This is a genomic window from Novosphingobium sp. TK46 (assembly GCF_055361525.1).
Window position 1 is genome coordinate 3,213,347 of the sequence record NZ_CM143963.1, and the last position, 19,911, is coordinate 3,233,257.

The 19,911-nt window shown below is 63.4% G+C and carries 18 protein-coding genes; 10 read left to right on the forward strand and 8 right to left on the reverse strand.

The genetic code is table 11. From position 1 onward, the window contains the following. Nucleotides 1–24: 24 nt before the first annotated feature. The 9 genes from ACXJ1Z_RS15310 to ACXJ1Z_RS15350 all read left to right on the forward strand — a co-directional run bounded on the left by ACXJ1Z_RS15310 (nucleotide 25) and on the right by ACXJ1Z_RS15350 (nucleotide 10,798). Nucleotides 25–696 (forward strand): 4-carboxy-4-hydroxy-2-oxoadipate aldolase/oxaloacetate decarboxylase, encoded by a 672-nt coding sequence (locus ACXJ1Z_RS15310; RefSeq protein WP_463777789.1) that lies wholly within the window; start codon nucleotides 25–27, stop codon nucleotides 694–696. Continuing rightward, nucleotides 689–1,744 (forward strand): 4-oxalomesaconate tautomerase, encoded by a 1,056-nt coding sequence (locus tag ACXJ1Z_RS15315; protein ID WP_463777790.1) that lies wholly within the window; start codon nucleotides 689–691, stop codon nucleotides 1,742–1,744. Before ACXJ1Z_RS15310 ends, ACXJ1Z_RS15315 begins: the two co-directional genes overlap by 8 nt. Nucleotides 1,745–1,784: 40 nt before the next feature. After that, the gene (gene dctA / locus ACXJ1Z_RS15320) at nucleotides 1,785–3,107 is read left to right on the forward strand and encodes a C4-dicarboxylate transporter DctA (RefSeq protein WP_463777792.1); all 1,323 of its coding nucleotides are present in this window, start codon (nucleotides 1,785–1,787) and stop codon (nucleotides 3,105–3,107) included. A 63-nt stretch (nucleotides 3,108–3,170) separates the two neighbouring features. Then, complete coding sequence (locus tag ACXJ1Z_RS15325) at nucleotides 3,171–4,670, forward strand: carbohydrate porin (protein WP_463777793.1); 1,500 nt, start codon at nucleotides 3,171–3,173, stop codon at nucleotides 4,668–4,670. 233 nt (nucleotides 4,671–4,903) lie between these two features. Continuing rightward, the gene (locus tag ACXJ1Z_RS15330; protein ID WP_463777795.1) at nucleotides 4,904–5,443 is read left to right on the forward strand and encodes a GNAT family N-acetyltransferase; all 540 of its coding nucleotides are present in this window, start codon (nucleotides 4,904–4,906) and stop codon (nucleotides 5,441–5,443) included. A gap of 216 nt (nucleotides 5,444–5,659) precedes the next feature. Beyond that, a complete protein-coding gene (locus ACXJ1Z_RS15335; protein ID WP_463777797.1) occupies nucleotides 5,660–6,685 on the forward strand; it encodes an IS110 family RNA-guided transposase in 1,026 nt (341 codons plus the stop codon). A 591-nt stretch (nucleotides 6,686–7,276) separates the two neighbouring features. Beyond that, entirely contained in the window at nucleotides 7,277–9,739 is a 2,463-nt protein-coding gene (locus ACXJ1Z_RS15340) for a TonB-dependent receptor (protein WP_463777799.1), read from the forward strand. 10 nt (nucleotides 9,740–9,749) lie between these two features. Continuing rightward, nucleotides 9,750–10,274: a nuclear transport factor 2 family protein gene (locus ACXJ1Z_RS15345; RefSeq protein ID WP_463777801.1), complete on the forward strand. Its 525-nt coding sequence runs from the start codon at nucleotides 9,750–9,752 to the stop codon at nucleotides 10,272–10,274. A gap of 17 nt (nucleotides 10,275–10,291) precedes the next feature. Next, nucleotides 10,292–10,798, forward strand: a complete 507-nt coding sequence (locus tag ACXJ1Z_RS15350) for a cupin domain-containing protein (RefSeq protein ID WP_463777802.1) — start codon at nucleotides 10,292–10,294, stop codon at nucleotides 10,796–10,798. On the opposite strand, the gene ACXJ1Z_RS15355 is transcribed toward ACXJ1Z_RS15350, so the two are convergent. After that, complete coding sequence (locus ACXJ1Z_RS15355) at nucleotides 10,799–12,085, reverse strand: MFS transporter (RefSeq protein ID WP_463777804.1); 1,287 nt, start codon at nucleotides 12,083–12,085, stop codon at nucleotides 10,799–10,801. A gap of 273 nt (nucleotides 12,086–12,358) precedes the next feature. Between ACXJ1Z_RS15355 and ACXJ1Z_RS15360 the strand changes: the two genes are divergently transcribed. After that, nucleotides 12,359–13,774 (forward strand): MFS transporter, encoded by a 1,416-nt coding sequence (locus ACXJ1Z_RS15360; protein WP_463777805.1) that lies wholly within the window; start codon nucleotides 12,359–12,361, stop codon nucleotides 13,772–13,774. On the opposite strand, the gene ACXJ1Z_RS15365 is transcribed toward ACXJ1Z_RS15360, so the two are convergent. From ACXJ1Z_RS15365 to ACXJ1Z_RS15395, 7 genes are all read right to left on the reverse strand, one after another. Further along, on the reverse strand, nucleotides 13,771–14,199 hold the full coding sequence (locus tag ACXJ1Z_RS15365) for a Zn-ribbon domain-containing OB-fold protein (protein ID WP_463777807.1): 429 nt from the start codon (nucleotides 14,197–14,199) through the stop codon (nucleotides 13,771–13,773). The two genes, ACXJ1Z_RS15360 and ACXJ1Z_RS15365, sit on opposite strands and share 4 nt — an antisense overlap. Then, a complete protein-coding gene (locus tag ACXJ1Z_RS15370) occupies nucleotides 14,196–15,359 on the reverse strand; it encodes a thiolase C-terminal domain-containing protein (RefSeq protein ID WP_463777809.1) in 1,164 nt (387 codons plus the stop codon). Before ACXJ1Z_RS15370 ends, ACXJ1Z_RS15365 begins: the two co-directional genes overlap by 4 nt. Continuing rightward, entirely contained in the window at nucleotides 15,356–16,126 is a 771-nt protein-coding gene (locus ACXJ1Z_RS15375; protein WP_463777811.1) for a hypothetical protein, read from the reverse strand. Before ACXJ1Z_RS15375 ends, ACXJ1Z_RS15370 begins: the two co-directional genes overlap by 4 nt. Further along, nucleotides 16,123–16,584: a nuclear transport factor 2 family protein gene (locus tag ACXJ1Z_RS15380; protein ID WP_463777813.1), complete on the reverse strand. Its 462-nt coding sequence runs from the start codon at nucleotides 16,582–16,584 to the stop codon at nucleotides 16,123–16,125. The genes ACXJ1Z_RS15375 and ACXJ1Z_RS15380 overlap by 4 nt, the downstream gene beginning before the upstream one ends. A 67-nt stretch (nucleotides 16,585–16,651) precedes the next feature. Further along, complete coding sequence (locus tag ACXJ1Z_RS15385) at nucleotides 16,652–17,878, reverse strand: MFS transporter (RefSeq protein ID WP_463777814.1); 1,227 nt, start codon at nucleotides 17,876–17,878, stop codon at nucleotides 16,652–16,654. 137 nt (nucleotides 17,879–18,015) lie between these two features. Continuing rightward, nucleotides 18,016–18,858 (reverse strand): cupin domain-containing protein, encoded by an 843-nt coding sequence (locus ACXJ1Z_RS15390; RefSeq protein ID WP_463777816.1) that lies wholly within the window; start codon nucleotides 18,856–18,858, stop codon nucleotides 18,016–18,018. Nucleotides 18,859–18,917: 59 nt separating this feature from the next. After that, on the reverse strand, nucleotides 18,918–19,898 hold the full coding sequence (locus ACXJ1Z_RS15395) for a phytanoyl-CoA dioxygenase family protein (protein WP_463777818.1): 981 nt from the start codon (nucleotides 19,896–19,898) through the stop codon (nucleotides 18,918–18,920). Nucleotides 19,899–19,911 lie beyond the last annotated feature (13 nt).

Below are 19,911 nucleotides of genomic sequence, written 5' to 3' on the forward strand. Positions count from 1 at the left end.
AATAGTAAAGCGAGGATTCCACAGATGGGTAAAGTCATCATTTCCGTCGAACGCGCCGCCTGCGGTGTCGTCGATGGGCTCGCCAAGGCCGGCGTCGCCACCGTTCACGAAGCGCAGGGGCGTATCGGCCTGCTGTCGCACCGCTTGCGACCGATCTATCCCGGTGCGCGCATCGCCGGTTCGGCGGTGACGGTATCGGTGCCGCCCGGCGACAACTGGATGATGCATGCCGCCATCGAACAATTGCAGGATGGCGATGTCCTGGTGGTCGCCCCGACCAGCCCGTGCGATGACGGATACTTCGGCGATCTGCTGGCGACCTCGGCGATTGCGCGGGGCTGTCGCGGGCTGATCATCGACGCGGGCGTGCGCGATGTGCGCGACCTGACCCAGATGGGCTTTCCGGTCTGGTCCAAGACCATCAGCGCCCAAGGCACGGTCAAGGCGACGCTGGGCTCGGTCAACGCCGACATCGTCTGTGCGCAAGAGTTGATTCGCGCCGGCGACGTGGTGATCGCGGACGACGACGGCGTGTGCGTGGTCCGTCGCGAGGACGCTGCCGCGGTGCTCGAAAAGGCGCAGGCCCGCGAAGCCAACGAAGAGGCGAAGCGCGTGCGCCTCGCCTCCGGCGAACTCGGCCTCGACATCTACGATATGCGCGGCAAGCTCGAGGCCATGGGATTGCGCTATGAGTGACGGCGTGCCAGCGATGTGGATGCGCGGCGGCACTTCGAAGGGCGGCTTCTTCGTCGCCGACGATTTGCCCGCCGATGTCGCAAGCCGCGACGCGTTCCTGCTGCGGGCGTTCGGCTCGCCCGATCCCCGGCAGATCGACGGGATGGGCGGCGCCGATCCGCTGACCTCCAAGGTCGCGGTGGTCTCGCGTTCCGAGCGCGACGACGCGGACGTCGATTATCTGTTCCTGCAGGCCTTCGTCGATCAGGCGATCGTGACCGACAAGCAGAACTGCGGCAACATGCTCGCAGGCGTTGGTCCCTTCGCGATCGAACGCGGGCTGGTCGAGGCGCAGGACGGCGAGACCCGCGTCGTCATCCACATGCGCAACACCGGCAAGAACGCCACCGCGACGGTGCAGACGCCCGGCGGACGCGTGACTTACGCCGGTGATGCCGCGATCGACGGCGTGCCGGGCACCGCCGCACCCATACCGCTCGCCTTTGCCGATATCGCCGGCTCCACCTGCGGGGCACTGCTGCCGACCAGCCGTGCGGTCGACACCATCGAAGGCGTCGAGGTCACCCTGATCGACAACGGCATGCCCTGCGTCGTGCTGCGCGCCGCCGACGTCGGCGTGACCGGGTACGAGGATCGTGAGACGCTCGACGCCGACGAGGCGCTCAAGGCGCGCATCGAGGCGATCCGGCTGCTTGCCGGGCCACTGATGAACCTGGGCGACGTGGCCGAGCAGTCTGTGCCCAAGATGATGCTCGTCGCCGCGCCGCGCGCGGGTGGCGCGATCTGCGTGCGCTCGTTCATCCCGCACCGCTGCCATGCCTCGATCGGCGTGCTCGGCGCGGTCAGCGTGGCGACGGCCTGCCTCATCCCCGGATCGCCCGCGGCCGCGTTGGCGCAGGTGCCGTCCGGTTCGTCCAAGACGCTGGAAGTGGAGCATCCCAGCGGTGCCACCGCCTGCGTGATCGATGTCGATGAGCATGGCGACGTGGCGGGCGCGGGCATGATGCGCACCGCGCGCAAGTTATTCGACGGAACCTTGTTCGGCTGACGCGGACGCGTCTTCCCGAACCAAGAAGAGAACAAGAAACATGACGACCATAGGAGAGACGGAGAAGCGGGCCAGCCGCTTCGGCATCGTGGGCAAGTTGTGGTTCCAGGTGCTGGCGGGAACGCTGATCGGCATTCTGCTCGGCCATTTCGCACCCCACCTCGCAATTGCGATGAAGCCGTTTGGAGACGCGTTCATCAAGCTGATCCGCATGATGATCGGACCGATCATCTTCGTGACCGTGGTGCACGGCATCGCCGGCATGAACGACATGAAGAGCGTCGGCCGGGTCGCGCTTAAATCCATCCTCTACTTCGAAGCGGTCACCATCCTAGCGCTGATCTTCGGCCTGGTCGCCGTCGATCTGTGGCAGCCTGGTGCGGGCATGAACATCAATGTCGCGCAGATCGATACCGCTTCGATCCAGACCTATGTCGCCACCGCCCACGACCAGTCGATCTCGGCCTACCTGATGGCGATCATCCCCGACAGCTTCGCCGGCGCGCTAACCGAGGGTCATGTGCTGCAGGTGCTGTTCGCTGCGGTGCTGTTCGGCCTTGCCGTCGCCGCGATCGGTGAACGCGCCAAGCCGGTCGTCGACCTGATCGAGAGCGCCTCGCAGGCGTTCTTCCGGATCATCGGCTACATCATGTATTTCGCGCCGTTGGGCGCGTTCGGTGCCATCGCCTTCACCGTCGGGCAGTTCGGAACCGGATCGTTGCTGTCGTTGGGCGAGCTGATCATCGAGTTCTTCGTCGTCTGCGCGCTGTTCACCGCCGTGGTGCTGGGCGGCATCGCGCACTGGTGCGGCGTGAGCCTGCCGCGCCTGCTCGCCTACATCTGGGACGAGATCGTGATCGTCGCGGCGACCACCTCGACCGAAACGGTCCTGCCGCGCCTGATCCTCAAGCTGCGCAAGCTGGGGTGCGAAGAAAGCGTCGTCGGCTTCGTGATCCCGGCCGGCTACTCGTTCAACCTGGACGGCACCTGCCTCTATCTGACGACCGTGGCGGTGTTCCTGGCGCAGGCGACCAACACCCCCCTGACGTTCTGGCACGAGCTGGGCCTGATCGCAGTGCTGCTGCTCACCTCCAAGGGCGCTGCAGGCATCGCCGGTGCCGCGTTCGTGGTGCTCGCAGCGACGCTCAACACCACCGGCACGATCCCCGTCGCCAGCATCGCGCTGATCCTGGGCATCCACCGCATCCTGGCCGAGGGGCTCACCTTCGTGAACCTGGTCGGCAACACTGTCGCCACGATCGTCATCGCCAAGTGGGAGGGCAAGCTCGACGAGCGGACCCTCGCCGCGGTGGTCGGCACCAATGCCGCCCGGCAGCGACTGGGCATTCCCATGCCCGCCTGAGCGCCCGCGCTCCAACCCACCCAGACAATTTCGGCCTTATCGACCCGGAGCAGGAGAGAACCCATGTCCCTCATCGGCGTAATAGCCGTCCTGGCGACGCAAGCGACGCCCGTCCCGGCACTTGCAGCGGCCCCAGATCCGTCGTCGGAGGCGGCGGCCACCCCCGACACCGGCGATGCTCCGACGACCGGCGAGCTGCCGGTGACCGCTCGAGGCGAACGCGAGGTGACGCGCGATCCGGCGACGGCGTTCTCATCAGGCCGAACCGAAGCCGCGCCAGCGGACCACAGCGCCACGCCGACTGGCATCGCGCGCTTCCAGCGCGAAAACCCGATCGCAAGGCAGCTAAGCGCCCTCAAGGCGCACGGCGTCGACCTGGCGCTGGATGTCGTCGCCAACGTGGCCGGCAACCCGATCGGCGGTGTGCGCCAGGGCGTGGCGGAATCACACTGGGTCAGCAGCGGCGCCGACGTCGACCTCGAAAAGCTGCTCGGCTGGAGCGATACCAAGCTGCACGTCCATGGCGCCTGGTTCAGCGGCGACAGCCTTGGCCGCGACTACATCGGCAATTCGATCAGCTTCCAGCAGACCTGGCGTCCGGTCCCCGGACCACGCCTGACCCAGTTCAACATCGAGCATGACTTCGGGCCGGTGAACGTCATGGCTGGGCGGGCAGCGGTGAACACCTATTACAACAATTCTCCGCTCAACTGCGTGTTCATGAGCAACACCAGCTGCCTGACCGCCTATGGTGGCATCAGCGACATCGGCATCACCGCCTTCCCGAACTCGTCCTGGGCTGCCAAGATACGCTATGCGATCGACACGCGGGCCTACGTTCAGCTCGGCGTGTTCGACTACAACAACGACTTGAACGTGAAGGGCAAGGGCGGGCTCGACTTCTCGCTAGGCACGGGCACCGGTGCGTTGATCGCAGGCGAGGCGGGGTATCAGACCACGTTCGAGCAGGAACGCCTACCGGGTCGTTACAAAGTCGGTTTCTATCTCAACACGGATGGCGGGCAGAGCCCGTTCTACGATCACAACGGCGGCTCCGCCGCGCTGACCGGCCTGACACGGGACACGCTCGATGGCCACCGTGTCGGCCTCTACGCCATGGTCGACCAGACCGTCTCGCGCTCGTCCGGCAAGAGCAAGCGCAACCTGGCGCTGTTCGGGCGTGCCTTCGCGAACGTCGGCAACGTCCAGCAGATCGACTGGTTCGCCTCGGCCGGCTTTGTGAAGACCGGCACGTTCAAGCGCCGCGACAACGACACGATCGGCTTTCTCGTCTCGAATACGCATTTCAGCGAGCAGCAAGTCGCCTACTTGAGGGATCTGCGCGCCAAGGCGGGCGGCACGGGCTCTCCCAAGGCAAACGAGATCATCGCCGAACTCAACTACGGCTTCGCCGCGCTGCCCGGCATGCGGATTATGCCCAACCTTCAGTACGTCATGAACCCTGATCCCATCTATGCGACGAGCCGAGTGACCAACGTCCCTGATGCGCTGGTGTTTGGACTTCGTATCGACATAAAGCTCGCGCAAATCTTCGGTAGCTAGATAGCCGTCGCGGAAGCATGAAGGGTGTGGAAGTGAGGCAGCTAGTTTTCGCCCTCATCCCGGACGCTACGGCGCTTAAATGGCGCTCCTGAAACCGGACCTCTGTTCATCTTCGATCACACGAGACGAGGAGCTAGAAGGGGTTTCGATCGTTGCCGCCACGCTGGAGTGAAGGGATTGCCGGCTGACCGGTGTCAGATCGCAAAGATCGGGCAGCGACGTAAGGATACGGGATGGAAGCAGAGATCATCATTCGAGCGGAGCGGCCTGAGGACGCACCGACTATCACTGACGTGGTGCTCCGCGCTTACGCCAATGTACCCTATAGCGATCACCGCGAGCACCTGATGATCGAGCGGTTACATGCGACGAGCGCTTATAGCCCTGCGCTGTCGCTGCTGGCTGAGATCGACGGCGAGGCAGCGGGTCATATTTTGCTGACGAAGGCCAGTATCCTCGGCGCACATTTGTCTGTGGTAACCCTGGCGCTTGCCCCCTTATCGGTTGTGCCCAAGCACCAATCCTGCGGAGTGGGCAAGCGGCTGGTGAGAGCGGCTCAACAGCGCGCGGCTGCTCTGGGCTTCGGGAGCATCCTACTGGTTGGCAACCGATCTTATTATTCGCGATTCGGATTTGAGCCGCTGAGCCGCTATCCGATCACGCTGCCATTCGATGCGCCTGACGATGACTGCATGATCCTTCCGCTGACACCGCACGCGCTCGATGGCGTTGCCGGGAGGGTGCAGTATGCGGAAGGGTGGCTCGATCACTGAACGGCTGCTTTAGATAGGGAAGAGCCCGTCCGAATTCAGGAAAGCAACACCTGAACCGGACCTGCCTGGCTGAACAGGCGGGGCAGGGCGCCTGTCGCCCTCATTCCGGCCGCTGGCAGGCAACGATGCCGCGCCCGAAAGCGTTGGGGTGGACGCCCCCTGACGGCCTTGATGTGCCATAGTGGAGGTGTTGAAACACCACTGTTGGAGGCGTCCATGGATGAGGTTAGCATAGTCTGCATCGACTTGGCCAAGTCGGTTTTTCAGGTTCACGGCTCAAGACCGAATGGATCTGTTGTGTTTCGCAAGAAGCTGCGCCGAGACCAGGTCCTGCCCTTCTTCGCGTCCTTGCCGCAATGCATTGTTGCGATGGAGGCATGTGCAAGCGCTCATTATTGGGCGCGTGAGATCGGAGGCTTGGGTCATGACACACGGCTCATCCCACCGGCGTACGTGAAGCCGTTTGTGAAACGCCAGAAGAACGACATGGCTGATGCGGAAGCGATCTGTGAGGCAGCTCAGCGCCCAACGATGCGGTTCGTGCAAGGCAAGAGCGCGCAGGCCCAGGCTTCAGCGGTAGTCTTTCGTACCCGTGATCTGCTCGTTCGCCAGCGCACGCAGCTGATAAACGCCTTGCGCGGGCATCTTACCAAGTTCGGCTACATCGTGCGCCAAGGCGTGGGCCACGTTAGCAAGCTGGTCGAACTGGTCCGAGATCCTGCATCCGACATCCCGGATGAAGCACGGCCGGTGCTCGTGATCATGGCGGACAGCTTTCAGGCGCTGCAATCGCAGATCGCTCTTCTCGATCGTGAGATCGCCACTCGCGCAAAGGTTGATCCCGTCGCCAAGCGGCTGATGACTATTCCAGGTGTTGGCCCTGTGGTGGCAACGGCGTTGGTTGCGCTTGCGCCGGCTGCTAACACCTTCAAGCGGGGGCGTGACTTTGCAGCCTTGCTCGGGCTCGTCCCAAGGCAGCACTCCAGCGGCGGCAAGGAGCGGCTCGGGCGCACCACGAAAATGGGCGAGCGCAGCTTGAGACGGCTGCTGATCCTGGGCGCAAGCTCAGCGACCAAGGTCGCTGCACGTAACCCCGATAAAGCTAGCGCATGGCTGGCCAGCATGTTGACGCGCAAGCCGCGCATGCTCGTCACCGTCGCACTCGCCAACAAGATGGCTAGGATCGTCTGGGCGCTGATGGCGCATGGCGGGTCCTACAGAGCTCCGGCCGCGGCAGTGTAACCCGCCAAGGCTTGAGGCGTCAGGGACGCAAGGAAGGTCAGTAGGGAGGTATGGCGCAACGGTCAGAAGACGGGGTCGGGAAAACCAGAGAGTGGCCAAGCGCTTCGAGCGCGCGAAAGCGTCATGGACCCGATCCGCGATCTCCATACAGGCCTGCAGCCGTGATGATGGCTGCATCAATCAGGCCGGACACACGGAAGCACCTGAACCTGCGCGAACAAAACTCTTCAACACCCCCTTGTATCCGGCGGGGCGTCCACACACGGCCACTCGTTCATATCGATCAGAGCGCTTTGAAACGAGACTACTCAGCTTTACGCTAATGAGTTGACGATATTTGAACACCGGGGTTGTCATCTTGACGAACTCGGGGCGGTGCATATTAGCCGCAGCACTACGTTAGTGGCCCTTCGTGCGGCAACGGTAAACAGCGGCGTTTTGGCGCTTCGAGTATTCAGTGTGGACGCTGGCGCGTTGACGCAGTCCGCTCTGACACCCCACTCCTGTGTGCGATAATCATGGTCGACCACTTGGCACCTGCTCTTTTGCAGAGGCCAAGGTCAAACAATGACTATGAAAAATACATGGGAGATGATGTTGACGGTTACACTTCGCGCACCCGTATTGTCCGTCGCCAGCGCTATTGGACTTGTTCTTGCCGCACCCGCTTACGCTCAAGACAGCGCTACCGCTGCCGACAATCCTGCCGACATCGTGGTGACGGCACGGCGTGTCGAAGAACGGCTGCAGGACGTTCCGATTTCGATTACCGTGTTCAATCAGCAGCAACTCGATAACCGCAACATCGTCACGGCGAGCGATCTGGCGACTTACACCCCGTCGCTGACATCCAACAGCCGGTTCGGCCCGGACAAGGCATCGTTCACCATCCGCGGCTTCAGCCAGGAGAGTAACACTTCGCCGACCGTGGGCGTCTATTTCGCCGATGTCGTCGCGCCGCGTTCGGCGGCCGGCACGACGAGCGGCAACGGCGCCGGGCCGGGATCGCTGTTCGACCTGCAGAACGTGCAAGTGCTGAAGGGCCCACAGGGAACGCTGTTCGGGCGCAACACCACGGGCGGCGCGATTTTGCTGGTACCGCGTAAGCCGACCGACAACCTGGAAGGCTATGTCGAGGGGACCATCGGCAATTACGATCAACGCAGAGTCCAGGCAGTGGTGAACATCCCGCTGGCGGAGGCGTTCAAGGTTCGCCTGAGCGTCGATCGCAATGTTCGTGACGGCTACCTCAAGAACCGATCCGGAGTTGGGCCGGACGACTACGGCGATGTCGACTATTCGGCCTACCGCGCCAGTATCGTCGCCGAACTGACCCCCGATCTTGAGAACTACATCGTCGCCAGCTACAGCAAGTCCGATACCCACGGAATCCTGGGCCGGCTGGTGGCGTGCAATGAAACGCCCAATGCGACGCAGCGGCAGACGGCCCTCTCGGCCTGCCAGCAATTGAGCCGGCAGAATGCGCGCGGAGACGGGTTCTACGATGTCGAAGGCAGCGTGCCGGCGCCATACAATAGAAGCACGCAATGGCAGGTCATAAACATCACGACGTGGAAGGCCGCCGATAATCTCACGATCAAGAACGTCGCGAGTTATGCCGAGTACAAGGATCAGCTGGCCTTCAACATCTCGGGCGACAATTTCTTCGTTGCCGATCCGACATCCAGGTTCCTGGGCCAGCCGTATGCGACGACCACGCTGAACCGCATTCCCGGCCGCGACAGCGCGGCGCAATCGACCTTCACCGAGGAGCTGCAGTTCCAGGGACAGACGACCGATGGCAGCCTCAACTGGCAGGCCGGCGGATATCTCGAAATCAGCAAACCCCTGGGCGGCAACACCTCGTATTCCCAAAGCACGCTCTATTGCGAAGATGTCACCAACCTTCGGTGCCTGAGCTATTTCGCCGGTTCCACGCTGAGCATCGTCGATAACGAGGTCTCATACCGGAACATCGGCCTATACAGCCAAGCGACTTACAAGCTCTCCGACAAGCTGGGCGTGACTGGTGGCTTGCGTTACACCTGGGATCGCACCGAGGGCAGTGGCGAGCGCCTTACGGTTTCATTCCCCACCGCCAACGTCCCGGTCGGCCGCTGCGCGAACCCTCTGCTCAGGCCAGGCTTGGTGACGCTCAACCTCGCTGACTGCTCATCGCCTGTCTCCGTCGAGAAGTCGCAACGTCCGACCTGGACGATCGACCTGGAATACAAGCCGACCGCTGACATGCTGTTGTTCGCCAAGTACTCGCGCGGCTATCGCCAGGGTGGGGTTAACCCCAGCATCATCGGCTTGGAGACCTGGAACCCGGAGAAGGTCGACACTTACGAAGTCGGTGCGAAGGGAAGCTTCAGTGGCGCCATCAACGGCTTCGTCAATATAACGGGTTTCTACAACAACTTCACCGACCAGCAACTATCGGCCACCACATTCGGCTGCACGGTGTCCACTTGCGGTTTCAACAGCGGTCTTCCCGGCGCCCGCATCGTACTGAATGCCGGAAAGTCGCGGATCTGGGGAATAGAGGTCGATTCCTCGGTAACCCCTTTCGAGGGGTTCAAGCTCGATGCGGCCTACGCGTACCTCAACACCAAATTGCTCGACTTCGTAGTGCCGACGCTACCGGCGGGAACGCCCTACGTTCCGCCGACGGCCGATGCGGGTACCGAAGGTGGCGTCCTGCCACTCTCTCCCAAGCACCGCGTGACGCTGACGGCCGCCTATACGCTGCCGTTGGACGAAAGCATCGGGCGGATCTCGTTCGCCGCCACGTACACCTATACGACAAAGCAACTCAGCAGCACGTCTTCGATCGTTTCGTTTCTGCCGTCGAACGAGTTGCTCAACCTCAACCTGAACTGGGGTTCGGTCGGTGGCCTGCCAGTCGATCTGTCCGCCTTCGCAACCAACGTCACCAAGGAGGAATTTCCGGTGTCGGTTACCAACAACTGGCAATCGCGCGGTTTCGAGACCGTCATCACCAATCAGCCGCGTATCTACGGTCTGCGGCTTAAGTACCGGTTTGGCGCATAGGGAGCGCTGGGTGAGGACTTTCTCTTACTTGCGCGCTCTAGCTTGTGCCGGCGTGTTGGCGATCGGAACGCAGCTGATAGCCAGCAAAAGCGATTTGAGAGTGCCGGGTGGGAAACTCGATCCCACGTACCCCGGGGCGGACGTCTATGTCGGCACGCCGATAGCGGCCAAGGCTCCACCGGGTCGAGGCTGCGCGGTCGCCGCGCGCTATGTCGAGATGATCAACGCGGGCGATTACGCCGGAGTGGCGGCGCTTTATGCCGACGACGCGACGTTCCTTGAGCCGATGCGGCCTACGCTCAGGGGGCGTAATCAGATAGACAACTTCTACACCCAACGCATCGGTACAATGAAGCCCAGCCTGGTGGCGGTTTCGTACCTCGGCAGCGATCGCCAGTGCTTCGTCACGCTGACCCGCCAGGTCGAGATCAACGGCCGGCAGCGCTACGTGATGGTGTCGGCCGATCTGTTCGAAGTCGATGGTGGTGGGAAGATCCTCAGCATGGTCGCTTTCGCGCGGCCGCCCCGGGAATGACTGAAAGGCAGACCAGAATGGACCAGGATGCAGAAGCCGTCAGCGTGATGGAGATCGAGGCGATCACCGGACGCCCCCAGCCGAGCACGCGGATGAAAACGTTCCGCTATTTCGCTCCGGAGAACCTGAAGCGGGATCGTGCGCTGGTTCCGCTGGTCAAGACACAGAGCCTGCTCTCGATGGTGCAGATCTTTCGCGGCGGTGGCGGCGAGCAGGAGATGCATCTGCACACCGCCATGGACGGCTTCTGGTTCGTGCTGGCGGGCCGTGCGCGGTTCTACGGCGAGGGTGACGAACTGGTCGCCGACCTCGGCCCGCACGAAGGCATCCTGGTACCTGCGGGCGCCAAGTACTGGTTCGAGGCGGGTGAATGCGAGCAACTCGAACTGCTCCAGGTCGAGGCGGTCGATCACCGGACCAAGAACGAGGTGATCTACTTCTCCGAACGCAAACGATCCGTAGTCGAAGTCTACGAGCCGGACGGCACCATCATCGCTCCCGCCGTCCGCCTCGGCGGGGTTTGATTAGCTGACGCTGCCAGCGGGTGCGGCCGTCCAGTCGGGCGATCGGGGCAGGCTGGCGATCAGCACACCGCTGAGGGCGCAGCCGACCGTTCCCGCGATCAGGAACGGGTCGTAGCCGCCGGCATGGTCGTAGATGAGACCGGCGACGAACGGCCCGATGCCCGAGGCCAAGGCCAGCAGCGTCGACATGATGCTATAAAGGAAGCCGAAGTTCTTCATGCCCGCATAGCTCGCGGTCATGTAGCCGGTGATCTGCGTCTTGGTGCCGAAAGCATAGCCATTCACTAGCATCGCGACGATGATCAACGATGGCGTGCGCACGCCGTCGATAAGCAGGACGAACGCCAGCGCCGCTGCGCCGAGCGTGATCCCGCCGATCCAGTTCGGCCGGAAGCGGTCCAGCATCACGCCGGTCGCAAGCTTGCCGGCGACCCCCGCGACGCCGACCAGGCTGAGCAGCCACGCCGCATTGGTTCGTGACACGCCCGCCTCGGTCAGGATCGGGAAAAGGTGGACACTCAGTCCGATCGTAAGCGTCATGATCACGAAGTTCGAGAACGCGATCCGCCACAGCGCGGTATTCAGCAAGCCCTCGCGGACTGTCAGCCCCGGCAGATCGATCTTCTGCTCGCCCCCCCTGCCGCCCGCCTTCATGCGTTGTCGCACCCGGTCACGGACATCGAAGAAGAACAGGAAGCACAAGGCAAAGGTCAGCCCGCCCCAACCCAGCGCCAGCCAGATAAAGGCCGCGCGCCAGCCGAACTCGGCAATCAGGTAGTTGCCGAGCGGCGGAACGATGATCGCCGCCAAGGCCGTGCCCGACATGGTCAACCCCAGCGCAAGTCCGCGAGACCGGGTGAAGACGCCGACGATCGCGGCGGTCCAGGTGGTGGTCTTAATGCCCACGGTGACGATCCCGAAGATCGCCCAGAGTCCATACCAATAGAAGGCCCGGCCATCGAGCAGGCTGAATGCCGATATCGACGCGATCGTCAGCAGCAGCCCAGGCAACGCGAGGCGGCGTGCGCCATAGCGATCCACGAGCACGCCGAGGAAGGGGCCAAGCAGCGCGGTGCACAGCGACGCAATCGTATGCCCTGACGAGAGCATGGCCCGGCTCCAGCCGAACTCATCGGAAAGCGGTGCCATGAACAGTCCGATTGCCGCCAGCATCATCCCGAAGAACGACATCCCGAACGACGATGCCATGACCAGCGTCCAGCCCGACTTCCACTCGGTGACGGACGATGCCGCAAGTCCCTCGGTCGGGCCGGTTCGTTCAAGCATGCGATTCTCCCAAATACCTCGATCGGCCGACGTTATGCGGCGTGCCGATCTTCGTGGCCGAGCATGATCCCGCAATTCTCACGGCTATTCTTGTCTTCCGCTCGGTGCGTCAGTCCTACAGGAAACCCGTCCGATGCAATGTGTCCGCGAGCCCAATTCACTTGCTCGATCGCCCACTTCGGTCGGGCTCGATTGACGAGGCGGCGCACCGCCGGGATGGTCGGTTTCGCGCCTCGAAGGGCAGGGCGCGAATGCGAGGAACGACCTTCCACCATGCATGGTATCAAGCCAGGCGACGATCCGTGCGACCAGCCGCCTGATGTAGCGTTGCCGGACGGTCTGGCGCCGCCACGTCGATACGTCGCGGTGATCGCAATCTCCTTGGGCACCATGGTCGCGAGCCTCGACAGCGGGAGCGTGAACGTCGCATTGCCGACCTTGGCGCGCGAACTGCACGTGGCCGCTTCCTCTGCCGTGATGCTCGTCACCGTGTACCAGCTGATCCTGATCATGGCCTTGTTGCCGTTCTCGGCGCTGGGCGATCGCTTCGGTCATCGCACCGTCTACCGTTGCGGGATGGGACTGTTCGTGGCGGCGACCCCGTTGTGCTTCGTCGTTCATACGCTGCCGATGCTGGTGGGGGTTCGGGCGATGCAAGCGGTCGGGGCCGCCGCTACCTTCAGCGTGGCCTCGGCCATGGTCCGCTCGATCTACCCGCGCGCGCAGCTTGGCAGGGGGATGGCGCTCAACACGATGGTTGCCACCACCTCCGCGGCAATGGCGCCCAGTCTGGGCGGCGTCATCCTCTCGACGGCGGGCTGGCCATGGCTGTTCGCGCTATGCATGCCCATCGGACTGCTGTCGCTGATCATCAGCGGCAAGGGCCTTCCGGATCCCGAGCGCCACCAGCAGCCCTTCGACTGGTCGGCAGCCGTGATGTGCGCGGCAATGTTCGGTACGGCGATCTGTGGCTTGGAATTCGCGATGCAGGGAGCGAACGCGAGCGTCGCCGCTATCTCGCTCGCGTCAGCGCTGATCATCGGGGTGATCTTCATCCGGCGTGAGCTGACGCAGGCGAGACCGATCCTGCCAGTCGATCTGCTGCGAGACCGCGGCATCGCTTTGTCCGGGATTGCGTTGCTCACGGCCTCGGTTGCCGGAATGATCTTGCTGCTGACCTTGCCGTTCCGCCTGCAGCAGGCGTTCGGCTACACGGTCGTGGAGGCGGGGTTGATGCTGGCGCCTTGGCCGATGGTGTCCATGGTGATGGCGCCTGCAAGCGCGATCCTGTCGGACGGCGCTCCGGCTGGACTGCTCTGTACCGGTGGGATGGCAGTCGCGAGTGTCGGTCTGATCCTGCTCGCGGTGCTACCGCCCGAGCCCAGCCATTTCGACGTGATTTGGCGGATCATGCTGGTCGCGGCAGGGTTCGGAGCGTTCTATTCGCCCAATGCGCGGCAGATCATTTATGCGGCGTCGTTGCATCGCACCGCGGCGGCTGGTGGTCTTACCCAGACCATGCGGATGACCGGTCAGGTGCTCGGCTCCAGCCTTGCCGCAGCCTTGCTCGCCGCTGGCACAGGCCTCGGCGCCATGCCACCACTGATCGCGGCCGGACTTGCAAGCGTGGCTTTGCTTTGCAGCGCGATCCTGCTTGTCGGGTCATCCAAGGCACGAAACAGCGCTTAACGTTCCGCAGCGACTTCGAACACCGGTACCTTGGCGTTGGCCGTCTGTGACCAGGAAAGGCGCAGCGAGGCTCCGACTTTCAGCTTCTCGACGGGGGTGTCGACGATCGCGGCTAGCAGACGTACGCCGTCCGCGTCCGGGAACTCGACCAGCGCCGGGGCTACCACCTGCGAAGTGCCGTCCTCGTTCAGACGGCGCACGATCGTGTAGCTGTAGAGGCGGGCTCGCCCGCCCGCGCGCCAGGCGACACCTTGCGAGCGGCAGTGCGGACAGAACGGGCCCGGCGGCCAGCGGAACCGCTCGCAGTCTGCGCAGCTGGGCAGAAGCAGCGTTGCATCCTCCGCCGCGTCCCAGAACGGCTGGGTCCAGGCGTCCGCGGGGATTTGTAGTTCGCTGATGTACGGCGCCGAGGTCACCTCGCTCATCGCTCGTTCCTCAGGATCGCGCCGCTCATGGGGATGGGGGCAGGACCGCCGGTGACGAGCGCCACTCGCGCGTCCTCGACCTGGTTGACCGCACTCCCGCGCAGTTGCTCCACCGCTTCGCGGATATGCGTCATGCCGATCACGTAAGCTTCCGACAAGTGACCCCCGTGAGGGTTGACCGGTATCGTTCCGCCGCGCCGGATCGCCCCGCTCTCGACGAAAGGACCGCCTTCGCCGGGCTTGCAGAAGCCACAGTCCTCAAGCTGCAGTATCACGAGCGGCGAGAAGTGATCGTAGAGCAGCGCGACATCGATGTCGTTCGCGCCGATCCCGGCTTGTTCGTAAAGCCGTCGGGCGGTGTGAGCGCCTCCCGCCGTGGTGAACATGTCATCAGGCATGTTGAGCCAGAAGAACGATCGGCCCCAATCTCCGCTCCCGCCGTGCGCGCTCGCTGCGATGTAGACCGGCTTCTGCGCCAGATCGCGCGCTCGTTCGCCGCTCGTCACCACGAAGGCGAGAGCGCCGTCGGTTTCCAGGCAAAAGTCCAACCGGCACAGCGGGTCGGCAAGCATCGGTGATGCCATGTATTCGTCCAGGCTAAGCGGCTTGCGACGCAACGCACCGGGCCTCGTCGAGGCATACTCGCGGCTGGCCATGACGACTTCGCCGAAGGCTTCGCGGCGCGTGCCGTACTTGTGCATATGGCGCCGAGTGGTGAGGCCGAATGTCTGTCCGGGGCCGCCGGTCAGGCCCGCCGCCTTCGACCAGGCACTGTCCGGCGTGGTGGTGAGGTTGGCGAAGGTCAGCCCATAGCGGCGGTCGCTTTGCTGGCAGGCGCCGATGCAGACCACGGTCTTCGCTCTGCCGGTCTCGATCGCCATTGCCGCAAGATCGAGTACGCCCGCCGAGCCACCGCCCTGTGCCGCCACCGTGGCGGCGAAGGTGAGTTCGGGAATGCCAAGCATTTCCGTGATCAGCCCCGGCTCGAAGCCGCTGGCGTAGAATGCGAGCCCATCGATATCGCCCACCTTCAGCCCGGCATCGGCAACGGCGGCGAGGACGGCCTTGCCGATCAGCTCATAGAGCGTTTGAGGCGCGGATTGCCCGCGGAAGTAGTACGGCGTGGCACCCACTCCGACGATGGCGGTCTCGGCTCTCACGTCATGGTCTCTGGCATCGTCGTGTCCTGCCGTGGCGGAAAGTCCTGGAGTGGCCCTGCGCGGGATCTGGAAAAATCCTTGCGCCAGTCTGGCGTCTGCTGCGCGTCGGTCGCTTGCGGTAATTGATAGCGAAAGCAGGCCCCGAGACGGCGCGGATCGAGCGATGGCTGACCCTCGCGCATGAGCTGCGGCTGCCGCCTTGCGCCCGAGACCATGATCGCGCGGCGCAGCATCATCGCCTTGAGCGCGAGGTCGGGATCGAGTTGCGCACCCCATTGCGAAAGGCGGCGCAAGTCCCGGCCCGCCCATTCGGCAGGCCCTTCCAGCGCGGTGCCGCTGACCTCCCAGATGATTGCCTGCTCGCCATTCACCGCCAGGACCGCGCGGGCGCGTCCATTCACCGGATCGCCCACCTTGATGTCGTATCGAACAGGTTCCGCAAGATGGGCGTGGGCGGCACATAGCACGGCAAGTTCGAACAAGTGCGTGCAGTGGATCTTGGGATCGAGCCGGGCGACTTCATCGAGTGCCCGGCCGGTAAGCCCGTCCTGCAGGAAAGGCCCGGCACCGGGGCACACCGACCAGGGTACCCGCTCCGTTCGCGCAGGGACCGAGGTGATCCTTTCACCGTCGTGTTCGAGCGTAAGCATGAAGCGATGCACGTCGTCCTCCAGCCCGCCGACGATCGCACCGGCAGCAGGATGCAATTCGATGCGTCGCCAGAAGCCGGGAGGAAATGCGGGATACACGGACAATGCGCCGCTCATGCGGCTGGCGGATCGGGCTGCACGAACAAAGTGTAGACGCGCTTGGAGAACAGCCAGCGACCCTCGAAGCGGAAGTCGTCGTGATACTCGCCGATCATGGGACGCATCGGCGGAAAGGTCCGGTTCTCCATGATCGAAGTGGCGAAAGCGCGGTCACCCTCGATGTCGATCAGCAGATTGTGGATCATCGGGCACAACGAAATATTCGCAAGCGGCGCAGCGATATGCGCCAGGACTTCCTCTAGGCCCCGGTCGCGGGAGCGAACCGCGACTAGCTCGCGTTGCCGCGGGTCCATCTGACGGACGATGAACTCGATATCATGCGTGAAGAGCGCGCCACATGCCGCCGCGTTGCCGTTGCGTATGTTGAGCGCATAGCGATGGACGAGATCGGCAATCTCGGCGCGGCTCTGGAGAGCTTCGTTCCCGCTCGTTCTTTCGAGAGTCGTGCTCGCCATAACTACTTTCCACCTATCGATCGAACGTCATTTCCAATGTGCGATGGCCCTTTGTCCGGGACCATGCCTAGGTACCGCTCATCACGGGCGCCGCCAGGGATGTGCCCGGCCTGGCTCTAAGAAGCAGAAACGTCGCGACCATCACGAACGACAGCAGTCCGCTCGCAAGCAGCACGGCGGACGAGCCATAGGCGCGCGAGATCGGCTCCACCGCCACCACGGCGAGCGGCGAAGCCAGGTAGTGCGCGGATTTGACGATCCCCACGGCGCGGCCTTGCTGCAACTGAGTGACGCGCCGGGAGAGTGCGAACATGAGATTTGGCACGAACCAGCCGAGACCGAGGCCGAACACCAGCATACCGGCGACGATGCCGGCAAAACCGCTCGCGAGACCGACGATGACCATGCCGGTGCCCGCACAGCCGAAGCTGATCACGAACGCCGTATCGCTCGAGATGTATCGCTGAGAACGGCCGAACAGCATCGCGATCGTGGCGCCGAGAAGGGCGTCGGCGAGCATGACGGTCGAAATCACTGCCGGGCTGGTCACACCGACATCGCGCACGACGTAGGGCAGGTACACGTTGGGAAGGTAAGTCACGGTACCCATGACAAGTGCGAAGGGCAGGAACCACAAGGGGAACCACTTCAGCGGGTTTCCCGAGCCGCGAGTGGCTTGCGCCGTTTCGGGCGTTCTAAGGGGCGGCTCCTGCAATCCGGCCAGAGCCGCGCATGCGACGATCACGCTGGCAGCGTAGGCCAAGAACGGCCAGCGCCAGCCGATCTCTCCCAGCAGACCCACGGTCGGCTGGACGATCAGCGCGCCGAACATGGCCGTCGCGATGTGGTAGCCCATCCAGCGCGCTCGCTCGTTTCCTTCCAATCGTGTGTTGATCAGGGTCATGCTGATGGTGGCGAGACCCGAGGCGCCAAGCCCGACCAGCAGCCGCGAGGCGAGCAGCGGCATGATCTCGTTGAGATAGAGTCCCGCGGTCCCGCCCACGGCATAGAGGGTGCAATGGATCAGCAGTATCCGCCGCAGCCCGAACCGATCGACCAGCCATCCGGTGAGAGGCGCTCCGATCACCATCGTCACCCCGACGATGGGCACCAGCATCTTGACCAGGAGCTTGTCGTTCGCGGTCACCGCCAGCGCCGCCTCGATCTTGGGCAGCACCGGCGTGATGGCCGACATGGCGATGGCGACCATGAGGCCGCCGATCAGCATCACGATCCGGGTCGGCCAATTGAGCGCTGCTTGCGAAGCGTCCACGCGCACGTCGTTATGCTCCACCCTCTTCTCCAGCGTGCATCCGTGTTGTTCTCGAATGCATCATCTGGGAACATTGCACGATCGCGCAGCGCAGCAAGCTGAGCGCGTCCTTTGCCGATGTCCGATCGTCCAAACACGAGCGCATCTTTGCGTGGCCGCTACAGCGCGCGTGCCGTGCGAAATGTCTCGAGCAAGTGGACGCCATCCGAGCCCGCGATCATGTCCGGAATCACCGCACCACGTTCCGCGATCAGCACGTCGTCACGAACCATCGTCTTTCCACAGGCCTGCACCGAACCTTCAAGCACGAGCGCGCCGTACCAGTCGCCCCGTGAGCGCTCGGTCACGCGTTCTCCGCTCCGTATATGCAAGGCGCGCACGACACCGCGATCAGGGTCATCCGACGCGCCAAGATCCCAGCTCCATCCCGACGCCAATCTGGTCTTCCAGACACCCTCGACCCCGTCGAGCGCGATCGAGGACCTGCCCTCGTTGCGCTTGTTCATCGCGGATCGCGGCTTGAACGCATGGTCGCCGCCGCGCAGGGTCGGGTGATCGCGGTACTCCGGTGCGTAGCCACCTAGAGACAGCGTGACATCGGCGAATATCTCGAGGAGACGACAGCCTTTCGGTCCGTTGAGCAGGGGGCCGTACTCGACCGATGGGGCCGCCACGAACACGTCTCCCGGCGCCATGTACCAATCGCCAATCAGGCAATTGCCTTCAAGGATGACGACGACCGTCCAACAATCGTGCCAGTGCAGCGGCCATAACTGATTGGGTGGCATGCGGACATCGGGCACGATCATCGTGAACGCGTCATTGTCGGAACCGAGGCTGTAGTATTCGCTCCAGGTCTGGCCGCCGGGAAAATCGTTGCGGGTCTCGCCGTTTGGACCGGCGGCCCCGCCCGGATGGAGCCGGCGCACGATTATGCCGGGCGCGATCTCCTCGGATTGAAAGTGCCCGGCCGGTCCCATCGAGCGCCTTGCGATCGTCATGTTCTGTCCTTTCCCTCGTTTCTCCACCTGACCCATGCAGGTCAGGAAGTCGTCCAGTCTCAGTAGAAGTTGCGGCGCAGCACCGAAACGGTGCCGTCGTTGCGGACCATCGCCATCACATGCGCGCCTGGATAGGCGATCTTGTGCAGCTCGCTCTTGGGAATGCGGGGCCAGGGGCTCATGTCGCGAATGAGCGTGTCGTCGTCGACGGTAACTGTCTGCAGTTCGCCGCTCTCGGTACGGATCGCGACGTCGCCATCGTCGACCCTCTCTACCGCTCCGATCACGGGTTGGGGAGCCCAGGAGGGAATGGCGCGCACGTCCAGCGACATGCGGATTTCGTCGGAAGGGTTTGGCAAGGCGGTGTGCGCGGTAAGGTAGTTGAAGATCAGCACGTCGCCCACCTTGAAGTCGGCGCTGCGCCAGGCCTCGTCGGGTATGGCGAAGCGGGGGATAGCATTCCTCGGCAAGGACGTATCGTGCAGGCTGCCGCGCTTGTGGGTACCCGGAGCGACCGCGAAGCTGCCGTTCTCCGTCTTCACGTCGCGGACGGGCATCCAGCAGATCGTGAACAGCATCCCCTCGTTGTAGAAGCCGTCCTGGTGGCGTCCCGCGAAGATGTCGGCGCCTTCGTCTAGCGGGCCGGTTGGCAAGGCCGAGCGGTGTGCGGCGATCGGGATCCACACCGGATCGGCGTCGAAGATCGCGTGCATGATCTCGTTGAGCAAAGGTGTCTTGACCACCTCATGCCAAACCGAGGTGCCGAGCACGTCGCACGGGCGCCACGCATCGGTCTGCTTGCCCGTCCACACCGGAGCTTGCGAAGTCCCGTCGATCAGCCCCTGATCTTGCAACGCCTCGCGATACTTGCCTTGGGCCCAATCCATCAATTCGGGATCCATCACCCCGCGCATGTAAAGCACGCCATCGTCGTGGTAACGCTGGCGCAGTGCCTCTGGATTGCCAATCAGGTGCGAATTGTCTTCGAGTTGCGGCACTTCGATTTTCATCATCATCTCCAACCGTTCATAGCCAGGCATATCTGCAGGCATT

What these genes read in the sequence shown, in the direction of transcription:
- ACXJ1Z_RS15315 (WP_463777790.1), top strand. Translation starts at nt 689, where the DNA reads ATGAGTGACGGCGTGCCAGCGATGTGGATGCGCGGCGGCACTTCGAAG.
- dctA (WP_463777792.1), top strand. Translation starts at nt 1,785, where the DNA reads ATGACGACCATAGGAGAGACGGAGAAGCGGGCCAGCCGCTTCGGCATC.
- ACXJ1Z_RS15360 (WP_463777805.1), top strand. Translation starts at nt 12,359, where the DNA reads ATGCATGGTATCAAGCCAGGCGACGATCCGTGCGACCAGCCGCCTGAT.
- ACXJ1Z_RS15340 (WP_463777799.1), top strand. Translation starts at nt 7,277, where the DNA reads ATGATGTTGACGGTTACACTTCGCGCACCCGTATTGTCCGTCGCCAGC.
- ACXJ1Z_RS15380 (WP_463777813.1), bottom strand. Translation starts at nt 16,584, where the DNA reads ATGGCGAGCACGACTCTCGAAAGAACGAGCGGGAACGAAGCTCTCCAG.
- ACXJ1Z_RS15365 (WP_463777807.1), bottom strand. Translation starts at nt 14,199, where the DNA reads ATGAGCGAGGTGACCTCGGCGCCGTACATCAGCGAACTACAAATCCCC.
- ACXJ1Z_RS15330 (WP_463777795.1), top strand. Translation starts at nt 4,904, where the DNA reads ATGGAAGCAGAGATCATCATTCGAGCGGAGCGGCCTGAGGACGCACCG.
- ACXJ1Z_RS15325 (WP_463777793.1), top strand. Translation starts at nt 3,171, where the DNA reads ATGTCCCTCATCGGCGTAATAGCCGTCCTGGCGACGCAAGCGACGCCC.
- ACXJ1Z_RS15395 (WP_463777818.1), bottom strand. Translation starts at nt 19,898, where the DNA reads ATGCCTGGCTATGAACGGTTGGAGATGATGATGAAAATCGAAGTGCCG.
- ACXJ1Z_RS15375 (WP_463777811.1), bottom strand. Translation starts at nt 16,126, where the DNA reads ATGAGCGGCGCATTGTCCGTGTATCCCGCATTTCCTCCCGGCTTCTGG.
- ACXJ1Z_RS15355 (WP_463777804.1), bottom strand. Translation starts at nt 12,085, where the DNA reads ATGCTTGAACGAACCGGCCCGACCGAGGGACTTGCGGCATCGTCCGTC.
- ACXJ1Z_RS15350 (WP_463777802.1), top strand. Translation starts at nt 10,292, where the DNA reads ATGGACCAGGATGCAGAAGCCGTCAGCGTGATGGAGATCGAGGCGATC.
- ACXJ1Z_RS15335 (WP_463777797.1), top strand. Translation starts at nt 5,660, where the DNA reads ATGGATGAGGTTAGCATAGTCTGCATCGACTTGGCCAAGTCGGTTTTT.
- ACXJ1Z_RS15310 (WP_463777789.1), top strand. Translation starts at nt 25, where the DNA reads ATGGGTAAAGTCATCATTTCCGTCGAACGCGCCGCCTGCGGTGTCGTC.
- ACXJ1Z_RS15390 (WP_463777816.1), bottom strand. Translation starts at nt 18,858, where the DNA reads ATGACGATCGCAAGGCGCTCGATGGGACCGGCCGGGCACTTTCAATCC.